Below are 17,507 nucleotides of genomic sequence, written 5' to 3' on the forward strand. Positions count from 1 at the left end.
CGCTCGGCCCCGGCCGCAGGATGGGGATCTGGTTGCAGGGCTGCCCGCTCGCCTGCCGGGGATGCATGTCCCGGGACACCTGGGACCCGCAGGGCGGTACCGCGATCGCGATCGCGGAGCTGCTCCAGGAGTGGCGGACGGCCGTCATCGCGGGCGTGGACGGGCTGACGGTCTCCGGCGGAGAGCCCCTGACCCAGCCGGCCTGGCCGCGCTGCTGCGCGGCGCGGACGCGATCCGGCGGGCCGCCGGCCGGGACGCGGACCTGCTCGTCTACACCGGGTACGAGCTCGCCGAACTCGATCCGGAGCAGTCGGCCGCTCTGGAGCTCGCCGACGCGGTCATCACCGGCAGGTATGAGGCGAACCGGCCGACGCGCCTGATCTGGCGCGGATCCGCGGGCCAGCGGCTGATTCCGAGGACCGACCTGGGTCACCGCCGCTACGCCCCGTTCCTCGACTACGAGCCGGAACGGACCCCCATCCAGCTCGTGGGGCTGGACGGGGAGCCGGAGATCTGGCTGATCGGCGTTCCGGCTCCGGGCGGCCTGTCCCGGCTGGAACGGATGCTGAGGTCGCTCGGCGCGGTTCCGGGCACCGTCACCTGGCGGGACGGCCGTGGAGCTTCAGGCGTAGACGGGACGCCTCCGCGGTGAGTTCGGCCTCCTCGTCGAGGGGCCAGGCGACCGGCAGGTCGCCGATGATCGACGCGAGCGCATGGTGGTCCCCGGCCGCCCAGGCCAGCCGGGCGAGGCCGAGGTCGGCGGCGATCCGCAGGGGATGGGCGCGGTCCAGCGCCCGGTTGCGGCGGATCCATGAGTAGTGCCGGCTCGCCGGCTCGGCCTGGTAGTCCGCCTCATGACACTCGGCCAGTTCCAGGTGCGTCGCGGCGATCGCGGGGTGATGGGGGAAGAGCGTGCCGGCGGTGACTCGCTCCCGTTGCCGCGCCGCGACCCGCGCGAGTTCCGCGTGGGCACCCTGGACGTCCTTCATGCCGCGGAGCGTCTGCGCGAGCGCCCAGCCGACCTCGTCGAAGATCGGGTCGGTGGGTGCGAACCATGTGCCGCCGGCCAGGAGTTTCTGGATGTGGAGGAGTTCCCGCAGGGCGTCGTCGTCACGTTGGTCGAAGCGCGGGATCTGCGCCGACAGGATCAGGAGCCGCATGGTGTCACGCGCGGAACGCTTCTCGGCGTACCAGATCCAGTCCTCGACCACCGGACGCAGTGCGGCCTCGGCGTCTTCGGGCTCGGCCAGTGCGAGGTGGCAGCGCACCTCGTCGGCGAGTCCGGCGAGATTCCGGCGGGGGCATGCCGGATCCACCTGCCGGAGCAGCGTCAGGGCCTCCCCGCATCGGCCCGACAGGCGCAGGGCGTGGGTGAGCAGGTACAGGTCCTCGTCGTCGGGCAGCACCGGATCGTCGTACAGCCGCTGCGCCAGGCGTACCGCGTGCGTGACGTAGCCGTACTCGCCGAGGGCGAGGGCACAGACCCGCTCACTTCGGCGGAGGCGCCGCCGGCCCGCCGCACCGGGCTCGTCACGGCGCCTGCGGATCGCCTGCCGGACCAGGCGGAGAGCCAGGTCCGGGCGCCCGCTCCTGGCGGCGGTGTCCGCGCGGTTCGACCAGGCCCGCGCGACCCGGGCGTCGGCCGGACCGATTTCGGCGACCGCGAGCCGCTCCGACTCCCCGAACAGGCGCTCGGCGGCGGGCCAGTCGCCGAACATCAGCCATGCCAGCCCGGCCCGGCTGAGCGCGTCGCATGCCTCCGCCCACCGCCCCTGGTCGCGAAGCCGGTCGGCGAACCGGGCGTAGGAGTCCGCCGCCGGCGGGAGATCCTGGCATCCGAGGAGGGAACCGGCCAGCCGGGCCAGCGGTTCGACCGGCACGCCGCCGGCGTACACGTCGTACTCCGCGCGCTCGCGTCGTTCGGCGGTGGATCCGGCCCGTCCGCAGACGCACTGGTCGTACCAGAACCGCCACAGCGTCGCGGCCTGGACGTTCACCGCGTCCTTCGCCACGACGTCCGTCCTGAGCTGCGTCTGGATCAGGAAGTGCGACATCCACTCGGCGTCGCCGCGCAGCTGGTCCGGGCTCAGCGCGAGGATCGGACGGGCCGCCCTGCCCAGGATCGGCGCCAGCCAGGGAGCGAAGAGCGCGCAGATGCCGTGCCGGACCGCCGCCCTCAGCACAGGTCCGACCTCCGGGTCGGACCGGAGCGGAGGCACCTTGATGGGGGCGACCGGCCCGTCGTCGTTGAGTTCGTGGACGGCGGCGAGCACGGCGTCGATCAGGGTCCGCTCGACGGCCGCGAATCCCAGCGGGACGGTGAAGGCGGCGCTGACGAGCAGGCGGGCGCCCCAGGTGGTGTCGACCGAGGCCGGGGCCGGGATCTCGGCGTGACGCGCCTGGAACTCGGTCCAGGCGGTCCAGCCGGCGAGCAGGGCGGCCCCGGCCTTGCCGCCCGTCTGCATCCGGACCCAGCCGTCGCTGCGGCCGGGCATCTCCGTCGGACGCCCCCGTCCGTTCTTCGGCAACTCCACGCGCTCACCGATGTGCTGCAGGGTCACCGACCTGTAGGGGCGCTCCCGGAAAACGGCCTGGGCCGCATGTCCGAGCGCCAATAGCTCTTCATCCACTGGAACCCCTCTGCGCGATTCGACCGGATTGCGGGACAGTTATCCTGTCGAAATAGACGCAGGGGCGGTTCATCTGGTTTTGCGGCGCCCAGGAATAGACCAGGGAACAACCGGAATGCGACCAAGTGCCGGGCCAGGTCCCCTTAGTGTGTCAATTCTGACGTATCGGGGAAATGTGCTAAGCGTCACTCATCTCGCGACTGTCCAGCGGGGACGGCACCGACATCCCGCAGCGCGGTCAGCACCGCCGCGCAGCTGGCGGCGCTCCGCGTCAGGAGATGGACGTCCCACCGGTCGTCGGCCAGCAGCTCTCGTCTGACCGGTTCCCAGAGGTAGGCCAAGGCCGTCTCCGGTGACAGGCCGCCACGACCGGCCCCGAACAGCGGGAGGCAGATGGAGCGCAGTGGCGGGTCGACGGTCGTTCGTTCCGCTCGTGCCAGGACGAAGACGTTGTGCACGGCGCGGATGACCCCGGCAGGTTCGACGTCGTAGTCATTGGTGCGCGGGCGTGGGACGGCGACCGCGGCATGGTAGATCCGTCTGATGTCGCACGACGCCAGCTCCCCGGGAGAGGTCGGCACAACCGTCCCCGGCGTGACCGGCATGCCCTCCCGGTGGTGGTCCGCCAACCAGCTGCGGAGCTCGCGCTGCAGGACGTCGTCGATCACCGCGCCGAGCGGGTCACGGCGCGCCGCCGCGCTCCGCAGGCTGGCCGAGAGCGAGGAGTGGAAGGTCTTCGACATCTCCAGGTAGACGTTCTCGGAGGAGACAAGGACGTCGATGTCCCGTATCGCCTCCACCGGCCTGCGATGGACCGTGACCCGCGGTGCGCGGCCGGCGGCGCCGGGCAGGACCAGGGTCGTGCTGTGCCCCAGCGCGAGTCCGGCCACGGGGGTCTGCTGCGACGAGGGCGGGTGCGGTGCCGCCGCCAGGCCCACGATCCGCTCCGCGATCTGTTCCAGGATGACGACCTCGTGGCTCTTGCGGAACCGTTCGACGCTCACCCCGTACACCTCAGCGGCCCGCTTGCGGCGGTCCTGCGCCGGCCAGTCGCCGGTGCCCGGCGCGACGCCGAAGGTGTAGGCGGCGGCCTCGGCCAGGGTGCCGTCCATTCCCTCCACGATCCGGCCGATGAGCGAGGCGATCGAGGACGGCGCCTCCGGCAGGCCCAGCCCCGCGGCGACCTTCGTCAGCTCGGGCAGGGGAGTGCCGCGGAGTCTGAGCAACCCCTTGACGCGAAGAGCGCGCAACTCCGCGACCACTTCGTCGTGTCGCTCCTCGCCGGAGCGCGGCATGGCGCCTGATGACTGTGACATGTCTCTTACAACTCCGGGACGGCCCGTGACGAACACCGGGCCTCCGGAGACCTCGGCACCGTCGCATCCTGACACCCCACACGCCCACGATTCAGCGGATTCGCCCGGACCGCAACCGGCGAACGCCCTCCACGCGCCCCAGGAGCGCCCCTGCCCTCCTGCTTTGCTCGATGGCGGGACGAGAACGGCGGACGGAGGAGGGCTGTTCGGTGAACGACTTCGGCGCGGATCTCGGCGTCACGCGGCGTCGGCTTCGCGAACGGGGCTGGGCCGTATGGCATGACGCGCCCTTCCCCGCTCGGGGGAGGCCGGACCCGCGGATCGCCGCCGCCGCGCTGACGGAGACGATCAGGAAGGCGTCGTGATGGAGGCGTTCCGGAGAATGGCGCGTAACATCCGGTCCCTCCGGCATCTGGAGGCCTATTCCGTCGTCGCGACCAGCATGGTGATCTCGGTCCTGTCGCTCGTCGACGGCGTGGTCTCCGACGGCCCACGGTGGTCGGTCCTGCTCGCCGCGGTCTGCCTCCTGGTGTATCAGGTCACGCTTCCGAAGACGTCGCCGGCCGAGGGCGGGCTGCTGCGCGACCGGTCGGCCTTCGAAGGCCGACCCTTCGCCGGCCGGCTCGCCACCGCGCAGGAGCTCTGGATCTTCGGCCCGTCCGCCGTCAACGTGCTGAGCCCGCAGACCTGTGACCTCATCGGCGCGACCGTGCTGAGGAGAGCGTCGGGAAGTGTCCGCGTGGTCGTGCTGGACCCGGACGCGGACGAAGCCGTGCGACTCGTCTCCCAGCACCTCGATCGCTCCTCCGAGAGGCAGCTACAGATCTTCTACTCCTGCCTCCTCGCCACGGTCCAACAGCTCCGCCGTCTCGCCGGCAGGCGGTCGACCGGCGGGTTCGAATATCGCCTGCTCGATTTCAATCCCGGGTTCAGCCTGGTGGCCATCGATCCCAGGAGCCGACACGGCGCGATCATCGTCGAGTTCCACGGCTTCCGGAACGAGCAGACGGCGGCTCGAATGCACGTCGAGCTGACACGCGAGATCAGCGAGCACTGGTACTCCTACTGGGGACAGCAGTTCGAGCGGCTCTGGGAGGGCGCCCGCCCTGCTGCCGGTTAGGCACCGGCGAGGCGGTCGACGACGGGGGTGAACGCGTCGAGGTCCGCCTCGTTGTGCAGGACGTAGTAGGAGAGGCCGAGGTCGTCGCGCCACCGGTGGAGGGCGTCGCACACGGCGCTGAGCTCACCGGTGAGCACCTGGGGGGTTCCGGCCTGGGCGGAGGGGTTCGCGGCGCTCCACGCTTCGGGCTCTCGCCCCAGCCCGATCCGCAGCACGGACGTACCGAGCTCGATCGCGTCGAACCGCGAACCCGCGGCGTCCCGGACGATGCCGACCTTCCGGCGGAAGGACTCCGGGCCGCCGTCGGAGGTGTCGGGGCCCGAGCCGTCCGCCCGTACGCGCATGGTGAGGTTGACGACGTCGGCCTCGCGGGCGGCCAGGCGCAGCATCCGGGGCCCGCCGCCGCCGAGGACCAGCGGGGGGTGCGGGCGCTGGACGGGGAGCGGCCGCTGCTCGAGCCCGTCGATCGTGTAGTGCTCGCCGCCGAACGAGAACGGGCCGCCCTGCCAGAGGCCCTTCAGCACGTGGATCGCCTCGGTCAGGCGCGTGATGCGGGCACCGGGAGGGTCGAGCGGCAGGCCGGCGCTCTCGTAGTCCCGGGCCATCCACCCGGTGCCCAGGCCGAGTTCGAGCCGGCCGTCGGACAGCAGGTCGAGCGTTGCCGCCTCCTTGGCCAGGACGGCCGGGTGCCGGAAGTCGTTGGCGAACACCATCGTGCCGACCCGCAGCCGGGTGGTCGCGCACGCGGCGGCGGTCAGCGCGGCGATCGGGGCGAACCGGGGGCCGACGAGATGGTCGGGGACGAGCAGGACGTCGAAGCCGGAGTCCTCCAGCCTGCGGGCCTTGGCCGCCCACGCGGCGGCCGAGTCCGCGTCGCGGATGACGGCGCCGAAACGGAAAGGTCGCTCCACCATCGCAGATTACCAAGCGCTTGCTCGCTATAGCGAGAGCGTCTATGGTCGCGGCAGGACGACGTTCCCGCGCCTGCCGGCCCGAGCGGTCACTCGAGAAGGCGGCGCCCGGCGTCGTCGTCGGCGGTGACGACTCGAGGCGGAGGCGATGGCTGCACCCGTACGGGATGTGACCGAGGACGAGGCCCGCTTCTTCCGCGAGAACGGCTGGGTGCGGCTGCCCGGCCTGGTCGCCCGGGACTTCGTCGAACGGCTCCGGCGGCGGGCGCTCGACCGGCTCGCGGCCCGCCGCGGGACAACGGGCGCCGGCTTCGTCGACCAGGCGTTCGGCCAGGACCGCGACATCGCCGAGCACGACGAGGACTTCGGCGCGCTGGCGACCGCACCGGCCCTCGCCCGCGGCGCGGTGCGCCTGCTGACCGGCGTGGAGCGGGTCCGCCTCCAGGTCACCAACCTTCTCGTCAAAGAGCCGGGGGAGCACGGGCAGACCGTCTACCACCAGGACTTCCCCTGGATGCCGATGGACACGTCCGCGATGCTCACGGTGTGGCTGGCGCTGGCCGACGTGCCCGCCGACATGGGATCCCTGCGGTTCTTCACCGGGTCGCACCGGTACGGCACCCTGGGACGCAGCTTCGTCCGGGAGGGCGACGACGCGCTCACCCGGCACCCCTGGCTACGGGACCTGGAGCTGTCCCCGCCCCTGGACCTCGCGGCCGGCGACGCCACCGTGCACAGCGCCCTGACGATCCACGGCGCGCCGCAGAACCGCCGCGAGGCCCCCCGCCTGTCGTTCACCGCGACCTACTTCGACGCCGCCGCGCTGTACACCGGCACGCCGTACGGCCAGACCGACGGGCTCGGCCTGGAGGTCAACCGGCCGTTCGACCACCCGAAGTTCCCCCTCGTCCCCGTGGAGTGACATGAACACGGTCAACCGGCCGTTCGAAGCGGGAGTGACATGAGCCCGGTGCAGACGGTGCGCGGCCCGGTCGCCGACCCCGGGGCGACGCTCATGCACGAGCACGTCTTCGGGCTGAGCCCGGAGATCCTGTGGAACTGGCCGGACGTCCCCGAGGGCTGGGACCTGGAGGAACGCGCCCGCGAGGCCGCCGAAAAGCTGAACGAGCTGAAGGCCGCCGGCATCGACACGATCGTCGACCTCACCGTGGTCGGCCTCGGCCGGTACGTCCCGGCCGTGCAGAGTGTGGCCGAGCAGACCGACGTCCACATCGTCGCCGCGACCGGCCTGTACACCTACGACGCCCTGCCGCCGTACTTCGGCAACCGCGGGCCGGGCACGCTGTTCGGCGGGCCGGACCGGCTGGCCGAGTTCTTCGTGCGCGACATCACCGACGGCATCGGCCGTACGGGCGTGCGGGCGGGCATGCTCAAGTGCGCCACCGGGCGGCAGGGGATCACGCCCGGCGTGGAGCGGGTCATGCGCGCGGTCGCCGAGGCGCACCGCGCGACGGGCGTCCCGATCACCACGCACAGCGAGTCGGCCACCCGCAACGGGCTCGACCAGCAGAAGCTCCTCGCGGCCGAGGGCGTGGACCTGGACCGCGTGGTCATCGGCCACGCCGGCGACTCCACGGACCTGGCCTACCTGGAGGAGCTCCTCGCGAACGGCTCGTACCTCGGCATGGACCGGTTCGGCATCGAGTTCACGTCCTTCGAGGACCGGGTCGCGACGGTCGCCGCGCTGTGCGAGCGCGGGTACGCGGGGCGGATGGTGCTGTCGCACGACTCGTACTGTTTCAACGACCGCTTCGATCCCGACGTCGTACGGCGGCGGCACCCGAACTACCACCTGCTGCACATCTCCCGGGACGTGCTGCCCGCCCTGCGCGAGCGCGGCGTCACCGAGGAGCAGATCCACCAGATGCTGGTCGACAACCCCCGGCGCATTCTGGGAGGCGGTTCATGAGCACGCCCGAGACGGCGACGGACTTCGACGTCACCGCCGACTGGCACGTCGCCGACCCGTACCCGTTCCTGACCCGCCTGCGGCACGAGCGTCCGGTGTTCTGGAGCGAGCACCTGCGCATGTGGGTCATCACCCGGTACGACGACGTGCGCGACGCGTACCGCGACCACCGGAGATTTTCCTCCATCGGCTCGCTCACCATCTCCCGTACGCTCACCGACCAGGTCAAGGAGTCGCTCGGTGAGCACCGCTCCTTCCTCGACAACTTCGCCGCGAACGTCGACCCGCCGCAGCACACCCGGATCCGCCGGGCGATCTCCCGGGCGTTCACCCCGCGCGCCGTCGCCGGCCTCGGCGACGCGTTCGCGACGCAGGTCGACGCGGTCCTGGACGCCGTCGAGCCGCAGGGGCACGGCGACCTGGTCGCCGACCTCGCGCATCCGCCGTCCGCCCGGCTGACGGCGGCGTTCATCGGCGTGCCGCCCGAGGACGAGGACCAGGTCAAGCAGTGGGTGTATTCCTGGTTCCAGCTGTTCCTGTCCCCGCAGCCGCCCGCCCGCCAGCGGGAACTGGCCCAGGACTTCCTCAAGTACCTCGACTACGTCGACCGGCTCGTCACCGAACGCCGCGCCGAGCCCCGCGACGACTTCGCCGGCCTCATGGCGGAACTCATCGACACCGGCCCGGACGGCCTGTCGCACCGCGAGGTCGTCGAGACCATCAGCGCGCTGCTGCTCGGCGGCAACGACACCGTGCCGAACGGCTTCTGCAACGCCGTCCACCGGATGCAGCGCGACCGCGAGTCCTGGGAGGCGGTCGTCGCCGACCCGGAGCTCATCCCCAACATGATCGAGGAGACGCTCCGCATCGACGGCGCCAGCCTCGGCAGCTTCCGCCGCACCACCGAGGACGTCACCCTGCACGGCGTCACCATCCCGGCGAACGCGGAGGTGTTCCTGCACGCCGACTCGGCGAGCCACGACGAGACGGTGTTCCCCGACCCCGAGCGGTTCGACGTCCGCCGCGCCAACGCCCGCGACCACATGGTGTTCGGCTACGGCATCCACCACTGCGTCGGCGCGGCCCTCGCCCGCCTCGAACTCCACATCGCCCTCGAGCGCCTCACCGCCCGGCTGCCCGGCCTGCGGCTCGCCCCCGGCCAGGAGATCGGCTACCGCAAGAGCCTGGTCGGCCGCGGGCTGCCGCGCCTCCTCGTCGAGTGGTGAACGCGGCGAGGTTCACCGGCCGCGTCGCGCTCATCACGGGCGGCGGGTCGGGCATCGGCCGCGCCGTCGCCGTACGCCTCGCGGCCGAGGGCGCGCGCGTCGCCGTCGCCGACATCCGGTACGACACCGCGCGCGAGACGGCGGAGATCCTGCGACAGGCGGGCGCCACGGCCCTGCCGCTGGCCGCCGACGTCAGCGACGAGGAGGCCGTACGGCGGATGGTCGCCGGCACCGTACGGGAGTTCGGCCGCCTGGACGTCCTGCACAACAACGCCGCGGCCCTCGGCCGCGACGTCTACGGCCGCGACCTCGACCTCATCCACATGGACATCGAGGTCTGGGACCGCACCCTCGCCGTCAGCCTGCGCGGGGCCATGCTGGGCTGCAAGTACGCCGTGCCCGCGATGCGCGACGGCGGCGCGATCGTCAACACGTCGTCGGTGTCGGGCCTGCTCGGCGACACCGACCACGCGGCGTACGGCTCCGCCAAGGCCGCCCTGACCTCTCTCACCCGCTATGTCGCGACCATGTACGGCGCGCGCGGCGTCCGCTGCAACGCCGTCGCCCCCGGCCTCGTCCTGACCGACGTCGCCCGCGCCGTGATGACGCCCGAACGCCTCGCGGAGAAGGCGGCCGAACGCGTCCTGCCCCACCCCGCCGAGCCCGCGGACGTCGCGGCCCTGGTCGCCTTCCTCGCCTCCGACGAGGCCCGCTGCATCACCGGCCAGACCATCGTCATCGACAGCGGCACCACCACACACCGCCCCGAACACGCCATCCGGCAGGCGCGACAGTGAGCCGGTTCGACGTGGGCTGTGTGTGATCACACACCCGCTGAGCGGCTCTGCCGCTGATAAAATCCAGACAGTTCGCGGTTGCGTCTAGGGTTCCGCGACGGCCCCGCCTCGACCATCACAATCAGGGTGCCGTCGGACTGGACCGAGCGGCGCCAGGGCCCGAGACCTTCGGCCTACACCTGACGGGATAAAAACCCTGAGGGGCTTCCATCAGCCTGCCCATCTATCGGCTGGGCCGGACCGCAGGGAGGCCCTTCCATGAACTCCGTCACGCACACACCCGCAGTCCAGGCGGTCCGGTCATGACCGGCCTCGGCGGCATCGCGTTGCTGGGCGCCGCAGGGCTGCTCGCCGGGGTGGTCGGCACCGCGGGCGGCATCACCTCGTTGATCTCCTATCCCGCCCTTCTCGCGGCGGGTCTTCCCGCCCTGTCGGCGAACGTGGCCAACATCGTCGCGGTCGTCGCCTGCTGGCCCGGCTCGGCCCTCGCCTCCCGGCCTGAGCTGGTCGGCCATGGACCATGGCTGCGCCGGTGGGTGCCGCTGTCGGCCCTGGGCGGGGCGGCGGGCTCTCTGCTGCTGCTGTTCACACCGCCGGGCGTCTTCGCCCGCGTCGTGCCGTTCCTGGTGGCCGCCGGTTCGCTGGCGCTGCTCGCCCAGCCTCGGCTCGCCGCCCGGCACCGGCGCGGCAATCCTTCAGGGGCGAGCGGTGCGGTCCTCCCGTTGGGACTGATCACGATGTCGGTGTACGGCGGCTACTTCGGCGCCGGGTCCGGCGTGATGATCCTCGCCCTCCTCCTGATCACCGCCGAGCCCCGTCTGGCCACCGCCAACGCCCTGAAGAACATGCTCATCGGTGGCGCGGCGCTCATCTCCGCCGCCGCCTTCGCCGCTTTCGGCCCCGTCGACTGGACGGCCGTGGCGCCGCTGGGACTGGGCATGTTCGCCGGCTCCACGCTCGGCCCCCGCATCGCCCGCCGCCTCCCGGCCACTCTGCTGCGCTGGCTGGTAGTCCTGATCGGCCTCGGCCTGGCATTGCAGCTATGGATCAAACCGAACGGCTGATCACCTCCAAGAGCGGTAACGACCGCCCACCGCCCCGTGCACGTCATCGGCCAAGCAGTCGAGACCGGACCGAGCGATCACTTAAAGTAAAGAATCAATCACGAAAGCGGAGATCGAGCGGGCCCGGCTCGCGATGGAGCGGTGCATCGCGGAGCAGCACACGGCAGAAGACGAGGAGGCCTCTATGCCCTCAAGGGGGGTCCAAACTCACCCTCCCTGGCAGCCTCCGCGCTTCCTAGCCTTCAGATGTGACCATCACTCTTGAGCTGAACAACGGTGTCGTCATGCCGGCATTGGGCTTCGGTGTGTTTCAATCGCCCCCGGAAGAGACCGCCGCCGCCGTCGAGGTGGCGCTGAAGACCGGCTACCGGCACATCGACACCGCCGCCGCGTACCAGAACGAGCGGGAGGTCGGCGAGGGCATCCGCCGGTCGGGCCTGGACCGCTCGGAGGTCTTCATCGAGACCAAGATCTGGGCCAGCGACTACGGATACGACCAAACCCTGCACGCCTTCGACAAGGCGGCTGGAAAGCTCGGCGTCGAGCAGATCGACCTGCTGATCCTCCACCAGCCCGTGCCGATGCATTTCGACACGACCGTCGCCGCCTATCGGGCGCTCGAGACCCTGCTGGCCGACGGCAAGGTGCGGGCCATCGGCGTCAGCAACTTCATGCCCCACCACCTGGCCGAGCTGATCGAACGCACCGAAGTCGTCCCGGTCGTGAACCAGGTCGAACTGCACCCCTACTTCAGCCAGCCCGCCGTGCAGCACGCCGATGCCCAACACGGCATCCTCACCCAGGCCTGGTCACCGATCGGCGGGATCACGTTCTACCCCGGCTGGGGCGAGGACCGGAAGAGCGTCATGGACGACCCGACCCTGCAGGAGATCGTCCAGCATCGTTGGAAGACTCCGGCTCAGGTCATGCTGCGCTGGCACCTGCAGGAAGGCCGCTCGGCCATCCCGAAGTCCACGAACCCCGCACGCATCGCCGAGAACTTCGCCGTCTTCGACTTCGAGCTCACTGCGGACGAACTCGCCCGCATCGACGGCCTCGACACCGGGGTGCGTGGCGGGCCGGACCCCGACACGGTGGACCAGACCAGCCGCGGGTTGGTCATCCCCGAGGCATGACGCCCGGAGCAAACGCGTCGTCCGCCTCGGCACCGGTCACTTCGCGTCCCTGCGGCACGAGGCGACGGGGACTCCCTCCGCGGCAGCCATGGGGCACCTGCCGCCCGGCCTCCGGCGAGGGAAGCGACGGGCTCGAACGTACAGGCACCCGCTCGCCGCGAGGCGAATGCGTACTTGGCCGTCGCGAGCCTCGCCGAATCTGACATCGTCGCCACACACCAGGAGTCACATTCATGAGCGAACAGAAGACTCGCGCTCTTACCCCTGACGTCGAGATCCCCTTGCTCGGGTTCGGCACGTACTTGATCCCTGATGCCGAGGTCGCGGACGCCGTGGAAGCCGCGCTCGCGGCCGGCTACCGCCATGTCGACACGGCGCAGGCCTATCAGAACGAACGCGGAGTCGGTGACGGACTTCGTCGCGGGATGGCCTCGAACGGTGTGGCCCGTACGGACATGTTCGTCACCACGAAACTGTGGCCCGGCGCCTCGGGCGGGTCCTTCAAGTCACCCGAGAAGGTAGTCCAGTCGCTGGACGAGAGCCTCGAGAAGCTCGGCCTCGACTACGTGGATCTGTACCTGATCCACGCGCCACTCGGTCGTGAGCAGCGCCTCGCGCAGTGGCCGGCACTGGTCGAGCTCCACGAGCACAAGAAAGCACGCGCGATCGGCGTGTCGAACTTCAACGTCGGGCACATCGAGGAACTCGTCGCGGCGGGACTGCCCCTGCCGCACGCGAACCAGATCGAGCTGCACCCGTGGTCGCAGAAACCCGAGCTCGTGAGCTACCTCGACAACAACGGCATCACGCCCATCGCGTACAGCGGCCTGGTGCCGCTCTCGACCTGGCGCACCGCGGCAGGGCACGGGAGCGGCAAGACCGACGCCATGCGCGCCGACGGAGAGCGCGCCGACTCGCCGTTCAAGGCAATGGCGGCGAAGTACGGCGTCACCGAGGCACAAGTGCTGCTGCGGTGGGGCGTGCAGAACGGCTACCCCGTGCTGCCGAAGAGCACCAACCCCCTTCGCGTGCGGGAGAACGCCGACTTGTTCTCGTTCCGCATCGACGACGCCGACATGGCGGCGATCAAGACGATGGACCGTGGCAAGGGCGTCGCGTGGGGCGCCTTCGACCCGACACAGTCGGCATGAGCGGTCTCGCGCAACCCTTATGACCACTGTCGTCGTGCTTCGCCGGATGACCGGTCGGGATCCGCAGGAGCCGTTTCGCTCCTCCACCCCGCTGGAGTTGTTGTTCGACCTGTGTTTCGTGGTCGCGGTCGCGCAGAACGGCGCCCAGCTGCACCACAGCCTGGACAGCGGTGACGTCGGGCCGGGGCTGCTGGGTTATGCCATGGTGTTCTTCGTCATCTGGTGGGCGTGGATGAATTTCGCCTGGTTCGCCGCCGCGTACGACACCGATGACGTTCCTTACCGGCTCCTCACCTTGGTGCAGATCGCGGGTGTGCTGGTGCTCGCCGCCGGGGTTTCGGCCGCGTTCGAGCATTATGATTTCCGCGCCGTCGCGGCCGGTTATCTGTTGATGCGGGTGGCCATGATCGGGCAGTGGCTGCGTGCTGCCCGGGAACACCCATCTGGCCGGCCGCGCCCTCCGCTATGCCATCGGTATCGGCGTGTTGCAGATCTGCTGGATGCTGCGGCTGCTGCTGCCGGTGCCGTGGAACTGGATTTCCCTTGTGATGCTGGTGATCGGTGAACTGTCCGTGCCGGCTTGGGCGGAGTTCCGCGGTTACGCGACGCCGTGGCATCCCGGACATATCAGGGATCGGTTCGGGTGTTTCACGCTGATCGTCCTGGGTGAGGCGGTGGCCTCGGCGATGAGCGCGGTGCAGTCGGCGATCACCGACCATGGATTCTCCGTGTCGTTGCTGCTGTTGGCGTTCGGCGGGTTGTTGCTGATCTTTGGGTTGTGGTGGTCGTATTTCGCTCACGAGGACACCGGTTCGTTGCGGGTGTCCCCGAGCCTGTCGTTTTTGTGGGGCTACGCGCATTACGGGATCTTCGCCGCAGTGGCCGCGCTGGGCGCGGGACTGTCGGCGGCGACCGACTCGGTGGCGCACGCGAGCCACTTGTCGTCGCTGGGCAGCGGCTTCGCGGTGGCGATTCCGGTGACCTGCTATGTGTTGCTCAGCGCCTGGCTGCGCCGCCGGATCTTCCGGCTGCCCGGGCAGATTCTCGCCTCGGTCGTGGTCGGGATGCTCCTGGTGCTCGCCGCTGCGCTGCAGGCGGCGGCGAGTGTGCCACTGGCGGTGGTGGAGATGGGCGTGGTGGTCGTGCTGGTCCTGGCGGCCAACCTGGTGATCATCCACCGTTCCGGCCGGACGGAAAATCGGTGATTCCGCCCTGGAAGTCCACATAGGTCATGGTCGAGGCCCGGATGCCCCGCAGTTGACAACGAACATGAGTTGTCGGCGCATTTGGCTTCGGGCGTCTTCGCGCGGACAGTCCACTGTGGCCTTTAGAAGGTGAGCACTACTCGCCCACGGAGGCTGCCCGTCTCCAGCAGCCGGTGTGCCTCCGTGGCCTGCTCGGCCGGCAGGTTCTGCGCAACGCGAGGAGTGAGCCGGCCTTCCTCGGCCAGCTGACGGAGGCGATCAAGCTTGGCGTGTTCTCGTGCGTACTGCGGCACGAACACGTTCTGCAGCGAGATGCCGCGCTCGTCGGGTACCTGGACGCCCCGGACCGACGAGACCACACGACCACCATCGCCCACCGCGCGGGAGGCGCGTTCGGCGATGCCGGCGGTGTCGACGAGTCCGTCGACACCGCCGGGCACCTCCTCGCGCACCAGTTCCGGGAATTCGTCACCGCGACGCAGCACCACGTCAGCGCCCACGCTCTTCACCAACTGCTCGTCCGTCGCGGCCGCGTCGGCGATCACTCGCAGGCCGTCCGCCTTGGCCAGTTGGACGGCATAGCCGCCGACCGCGCCGGCAGCTCCGGTGATCGCCACGGTGGCGTCGGCGGGAAGATCGAGCAGGTCCAGCGCCATGCGGGCGGTCAGCCCGCTCATCGGCAGCGTGGCGGCCTTGACGTCGGTCATACCTGCCGGAACGCGAACCACCGATTCGGCGGGGATGACGAGGCGCTCCGCGTATGCTCCGTGTGTTCCGGAAATGACCGCGATGGCCATGACGTGCTCGCCCACGGTGAGATCGGTGTCGGCTCCTTCGCCGATCTGCTCGACCACGCCCGCCGCGTCCATTCCCGGGACGTAGGGCGGCTCGGCGTCGGACACGAAGGCCAGTCCCCGGCGCACCAGCGTGTCGACCGGGTTGACCGCCGCCGCGTGGACCCGGATCAGAATCTCGCGCGGCCCGGCGGCAGGAACCGGAAGATCCAGGACCTGCAGCACCTCAGGACCGCCGAACTCGGTCACTCCTATGGCTTTCACGGCAGAGTTACCCCTAAGAATTTGGACGTGCAATTCTGGGCGGCATTCCCGACACTGCCATGTGTGTGACGCCCCGTGACAGCGAGAATGCCACCCCGGGAGCTGAGCAGCCAGGGACGAAATTCTCCCCCTTAGCCCAGTGCGGACGCGACCGCCCTCGCCCCGCTGACGTCGGCGTTTCCACCTGTGCGAAGCTGATGCCATGGCTCGCGAGTCCCAGCGCAACGACCTGGGGGAATTCCTCAGGGCCCGTCGCGCCGACCTCACTCCCGCCGCCGTCGGCCTGCCCGAGGGCCGCGGTCGGCGGGTGCCCGGTCTGCGTCGCGAGGAGGTCGCCGTTCTCGCGGCGATCAGCACGGACTACTACACCCGGCTGGAGCAGGGCCGCATCGAGGCATCGCCTTCGGTTCTCGCCGCTGTCGCCCGGGTGCTGCGCCTGGATGACCACCAGCGCGCCTACATGTACGAGCTCGCGGGCAAGGAGGCCTACCATCCGCCGCGTCGGCGGGCCGCCCGGCTCGGGGTCCAGCCCCAGCTGCAGCGCATGCTCGACGACATGGGGCACACGCCCGCGTGGGCCTTCGGGCCTCGTACCGAGGTCCTCGCCTGGAACGCCATGGGCGCCGCGCTGATCACCGACTTCGGGAGGATCCCGGAGGAACAGCGCTTCTACATGCGGTTGCTGTTCACCGACCCGGCCATGCGCACGTTGTATGCGGATTGGGAAGGGATCACCCGGTTGGGCATCGCGCAGATGCGCCGGCACAATTCCCAGCATCCCGATGATCCACAATTGAACGCGCTCGTGGCGGAGCTCTCCGCCGGCTACCCGGAGTTCCGGCAGTGGTGGGGCGACCACGACGTCGCCACGTGGGACGCGGGCCGCAAGCACCTGCGGCACCCGGTGGTCGGCGATCTGTATCTCGACTGGAGCGTCATGGCCTGGGCCGCCGACCCCGACCAGCAGATCATCGTGTGGACGGCCGAATCCGGGTCGCCCTCCGAGGACGGCTTGCGCCTGCTCGCTTCCTGGGCGGCCGACCCCAGTCGCTCGACCGACAATAGCCCGGCCTGACGCCACGCAGGCCACCGTCGTGACTGTTGTTCATCGCGACTGTCGACCCTGACAGTCGAGCGGCGACCACGCGGTCATCCCGAATTCGATCGGTCGGGAACTTAGCCGATTGTGCAGTAGCCGCACTGCAACGCGTCGTTGTCGATGAACGCCTGCTGCAACGGGTGCAGGTCGCCACCCTTGTCGGCGATGTCCTCGATGGTGGTGACGGACTGACCGCTGACCTGGACCGCCGGCGTCAGGCAGGACACCACCCACCGACCGTCCACATGCACCGTGCACGCACCGCAGTGGCCCTGGTCGCACCCTTTCTTCGTGCCGGTCAGCGCCAGCCGTTCGCGCAGGACGTCGAGCAGCGATTCTCTGGGGTCCAGCTCGAGTTGGACGTCCTGACCGTTGGCAGTGAAGGCCACTGCCGCTGCCGAGTCTTCCGCGGACATGCGTGACCCCTACCTCAGGCCGTTCGCGGTGAGCCGGGTCAGTCGTTGAGCGCTCGGTCGAGTACCAGGCTGTCGGCGGCCTGCCACAGGTGCACGAGCTTGCCGTCGTGGACCGTCCACAGGTGGATGAACCTGATATCCACGGTCTTTTCCGCGTTGGTCACGCCGTGGTAGTGGCCGAGGACGAAGACGTGATCCTCGTTGTCCGCGAAGTACTCCTCCGCCACCGCGTGCAGCGACTCGAACTGCGCACCGAGCGGAGCGAGGAAGTCCTGTCCCACGCTTGCGAAGCCCTGGTACACACCGCCACCCGGGAAGCCGGGCGTGATGTCCCAGACGACGTCCGTGTCCATGACTTCGGCGAGGACCGCCGGGTCGCCCTTGGCTTCGTACATCTTGCGGGCCACGGCGATGTTGGCGGAATCGGTCATGAGAGTGCTCCTTGACG

Annotated in this window: 17 protein-coding genes and 2 pseudogenes; 13 read left to right on the forward strand and 6 right to left on the reverse strand. The window is 70.1% G+C overall.

The genetic code is table 11. From position 1 onward, the window contains the following. Window positions 1-20: 20 nt before the first annotated feature. Together ACYVF7_RS18500 and ACYVF7_RS18505 are read left to right on the forward strand one after the other, a co-directional pair. Window positions 21-227: pseudogene (locus tag ACYVF7_RS18500) on the forward strand (4Fe-4S cluster-binding domain-containing protein); the annotation flags it as partial. Further along, window positions 131-652 (forward strand): 4Fe-4S cluster-binding domain-containing protein, encoded by a 522-nt coding sequence (locus ACYVF7_RS18505; RefSeq protein WP_460341694.1) that lies wholly within the window; start codon window positions 131-133, stop codon window positions 650-652. The pseudogene ACYVF7_RS18500 and the gene ACYVF7_RS18505, both read left to right, overlap by 97 nt. On the opposite strand, the gene ACYVF7_RS18510 is transcribed toward ACYVF7_RS18505, so the two are convergent. Then, window positions 597-2,630 (reverse strand): hypothetical protein, encoded by a 2,034-nt coding sequence (locus tag ACYVF7_RS18510; RefSeq protein ID WP_460341697.1) that lies wholly within the window; start codon window positions 2,628-2,630, stop codon window positions 597-599. The genes ACYVF7_RS18505 and ACYVF7_RS18510 overlap by 56 nt on opposite strands. Before the next feature lie 185 nt (window positions 2,631-2,815). Continuing rightward, the gene (locus tag ACYVF7_RS18515) at window positions 2,816-3,946 is read right to left on the reverse strand and encodes a macro domain-containing protein (RefSeq protein WP_460341700.1); all 1,131 of its coding nucleotides are present in this window, start codon (window positions 3,944-3,946) and stop codon (window positions 2,816-2,818) included. A 209-nt stretch (window positions 3,947-4,155) separates the two neighbouring features. Between ACYVF7_RS18515 and ACYVF7_RS18520 the strand changes: the two genes are divergently transcribed. Both ACYVF7_RS18520 and ACYVF7_RS18525 read left to right on the forward strand, forming a co-directional pair. Then, window positions 4,156-4,311 carry a hypothetical protein gene (locus ACYVF7_RS18520; RefSeq protein ID WP_460341703.1) on the forward strand — a complete coding sequence of 52 codons (156 nt, stop codon included), beginning with the start codon at window positions 4,156-4,158 and terminating at the stop codon, window positions 4,309-4,311. A 17-nt stretch (window positions 4,312-4,328) separates the two neighbouring features. Then, window positions 4,329-5,066 (forward strand): hypothetical protein, encoded by a 738-nt coding sequence (locus tag ACYVF7_RS18525; protein WP_460341706.1) that lies wholly within the window; start codon window positions 4,329-4,331, stop codon window positions 5,064-5,066. Here the strand turns inward: ACYVF7_RS18525 and ACYVF7_RS18530 are convergent. Next, window positions 5,063-5,980 carry a TIGR03621 family F420-dependent LLM class oxidoreductase gene (locus tag ACYVF7_RS18530; RefSeq protein ID WP_460341709.1) on the reverse strand — a complete coding sequence of 306 codons (918 nt, stop codon included), beginning with the start codon at window positions 5,978-5,980 and terminating at the stop codon, window positions 5,063-5,065. The two genes, ACYVF7_RS18525 and ACYVF7_RS18530, sit on opposite strands and share 4 nt — an antisense overlap. Before the next feature lie 145 nt (window positions 5,981-6,125). On the opposite strand from ACYVF7_RS18530, the gene ACYVF7_RS18535 reads away from it, so the two are divergent. The 8 genes and pseudogenes from ACYVF7_RS18535 to ACYVF7_RS18570 all read left to right on the forward strand — a co-directional run bounded on the left by ACYVF7_RS18535 (window position 6,126) and on the right by ACYVF7_RS18570 (window position 14,486). Then, complete coding sequence (locus ACYVF7_RS18535; RefSeq protein ID WP_460341712.1) at window positions 6,126-6,899, forward strand: phytanoyl-CoA dioxygenase family protein; 774 nt, start codon at window positions 6,126-6,128, stop codon at window positions 6,897-6,899. A 39-nt stretch (window positions 6,900-6,938) separates the two neighbouring features. Then, a complete protein-coding gene (locus tag ACYVF7_RS18540) occupies window positions 6,939-7,907 on the forward strand; it encodes a phosphotriesterase family protein (protein WP_460341714.1) in 969 nt (322 codons plus the stop codon). Then, a complete protein-coding gene (locus tag ACYVF7_RS18545; RefSeq protein WP_460341717.1) occupies window positions 7,904-9,133 on the forward strand; it encodes a cytochrome P450 in 1,230 nt (409 codons plus the stop codon). The genes ACYVF7_RS18540 and ACYVF7_RS18545 overlap by 4 nt, the downstream gene beginning before the upstream one ends. Continuing rightward, complete coding sequence (locus tag ACYVF7_RS18550) at window positions 9,130-9,930, forward strand: SDR family NAD(P)-dependent oxidoreductase (protein WP_460341719.1); 801 nt, start codon at window positions 9,130-9,132, stop codon at window positions 9,928-9,930. The genes ACYVF7_RS18545 and ACYVF7_RS18550 overlap by 4 nt, the downstream gene beginning before the upstream one ends. A 302-nt stretch (window positions 9,931-10,232) precedes the next feature. After that, window positions 10,233-10,994, forward strand: a complete 762-nt coding sequence (locus ACYVF7_RS18555) for a sulfite exporter TauE/SafE family protein (protein ID WP_460341722.1) — start codon at window positions 10,233-10,235, stop codon at window positions 10,992-10,994. A gap of 254 nt (window positions 10,995-11,248) precedes the next feature. Beyond that, entirely contained in the window at window positions 11,249-12,130 is an 882-nt protein-coding gene (locus ACYVF7_RS18560; protein ID WP_460357993.1) for an aldo/keto reductase, read from the forward strand. A 233-nt stretch (window positions 12,131-12,363) separates the two neighbouring features. Continuing rightward, entirely contained in the window at window positions 12,364-13,281 is a 918-nt protein-coding gene (locus ACYVF7_RS18565) for an aldo/keto reductase family protein (protein WP_460341725.1), read from the forward strand. A 46-nt stretch (window positions 13,282-13,327) separates the two neighbouring features. Next, window positions 13,328-14,486, forward strand: a pseudogene (locus ACYVF7_RS18570) (low temperature requirement protein A). Between the two features lie 122 nt (window positions 14,487-14,608). Here ACYVF7_RS18570 and ACYVF7_RS18575 read toward each other — a convergent pair. Continuing rightward, window positions 14,609-15,544 carry an NADP-dependent oxidoreductase gene (locus tag ACYVF7_RS18575; RefSeq protein WP_460341728.1) on the reverse strand — a complete coding sequence of 312 codons (936 nt, stop codon included), beginning with the start codon at window positions 15,542-15,544 and terminating at the stop codon, window positions 14,609-14,611. Window positions 15,545-15,746: 202 nt separating this feature from the next. On the opposite strand from ACYVF7_RS18575, the gene ACYVF7_RS18580 reads away from it, so the two are divergent. Continuing rightward, complete coding sequence (locus ACYVF7_RS18580; protein ID WP_460341731.1) at window positions 15,747-16,619, forward strand: helix-turn-helix domain-containing protein; 873 nt, start codon at window positions 15,747-15,749, stop codon at window positions 16,617-16,619. Between the two features lie 101 nt (window positions 16,620-16,720). Here the strand turns inward: ACYVF7_RS18580 and ACYVF7_RS18585 are convergent, their stop codons facing one another. Then, window positions 16,721-17,059: a (2Fe-2S)-binding protein gene (locus tag ACYVF7_RS18585; protein ID WP_460341733.1), complete on the reverse strand. Its 339-nt coding sequence runs from the start codon at window positions 17,057-17,059 to the stop codon at window positions 16,721-16,723. Window positions 17,060-17,097: 38 nt separating this feature from the next. Next, entirely contained in the window at window positions 17,098-17,490 is a 393-nt protein-coding gene (locus tag ACYVF7_RS18590) for a nuclear transport factor 2 family protein (RefSeq protein ID WP_460341736.1), read from the reverse strand. Between the last annotated feature and the right edge of the window lie 17 nt (window positions 17,491-17,507).

The sequence above is a fragment of the Actinoallomurus acanthiterrae genome, assembly GCF_054775715.1.

What these genes read in the sequence shown, in the direction of transcription:
- ACYVF7_RS18590 (WP_460341736.1), bottom strand. Translation starts at nt 17,490, where the DNA reads ATGACCGATTCCGCCAACATCGCCGTGGCCCGCAAGATGTACGAAGCC.
- ACYVF7_RS18545 (WP_460341717.1), top strand. Translation starts at nt 7,904, where the DNA reads ATGAGCACGCCCGAGACGGCGACGGACTTCGACGTCACCGCCGACTGG.
- ACYVF7_RS18555 (WP_460341722.1), top strand. Translation starts at nt 10,233, where the DNA reads ATGACCGGCCTCGGCGGCATCGCGTTGCTGGGCGCCGCAGGGCTGCTC.
- ACYVF7_RS18585 (WP_460341733.1), bottom strand. Translation starts at nt 17,059, where the DNA reads ATGTCCGCGGAAGACTCGGCAGCGGCAGTGGCCTTCACTGCCAACGGT.
- ACYVF7_RS18565 (WP_460341725.1), top strand. Translation starts at nt 12,364, where the DNA reads ATGAGCGAACAGAAGACTCGCGCTCTTACCCCTGACGTCGAGATCCCC.
- ACYVF7_RS18525 (WP_460341706.1), top strand. Translation starts at nt 4,329, where the DNA reads ATGGCGCGTAACATCCGGTCCCTCCGGCATCTGGAGGCCTATTCCGTC.
- ACYVF7_RS18535 (WP_460341712.1), top strand. Translation starts at nt 6,126, where the DNA reads ATGGCTGCACCCGTACGGGATGTGACCGAGGACGAGGCCCGCTTCTTC.
- ACYVF7_RS18530 (WP_460341709.1), bottom strand. Translation starts at nt 5,980, where the DNA reads ATGGTGGAGCGACCTTTCCGTTTCGGCGCCGTCATCCGCGACGCGGAC.
- ACYVF7_RS18540 (WP_460341714.1), top strand. Translation starts at nt 6,939, where the DNA reads ATGAGCCCGGTGCAGACGGTGCGCGGCCCGGTCGCCGACCCCGGGGCG.
- ACYVF7_RS18580 (WP_460341731.1), top strand. Translation starts at nt 15,747, where the DNA reads ATGGCTCGCGAGTCCCAGCGCAACGACCTGGGGGAATTCCTCAGGGCC.
- ACYVF7_RS18515 (WP_460341700.1), bottom strand. Translation starts at nt 3,946, where the DNA reads ATGTCACAGTCATCAGGCGCCATGCCGCGCTCCGGCGAGGAGCGACAC.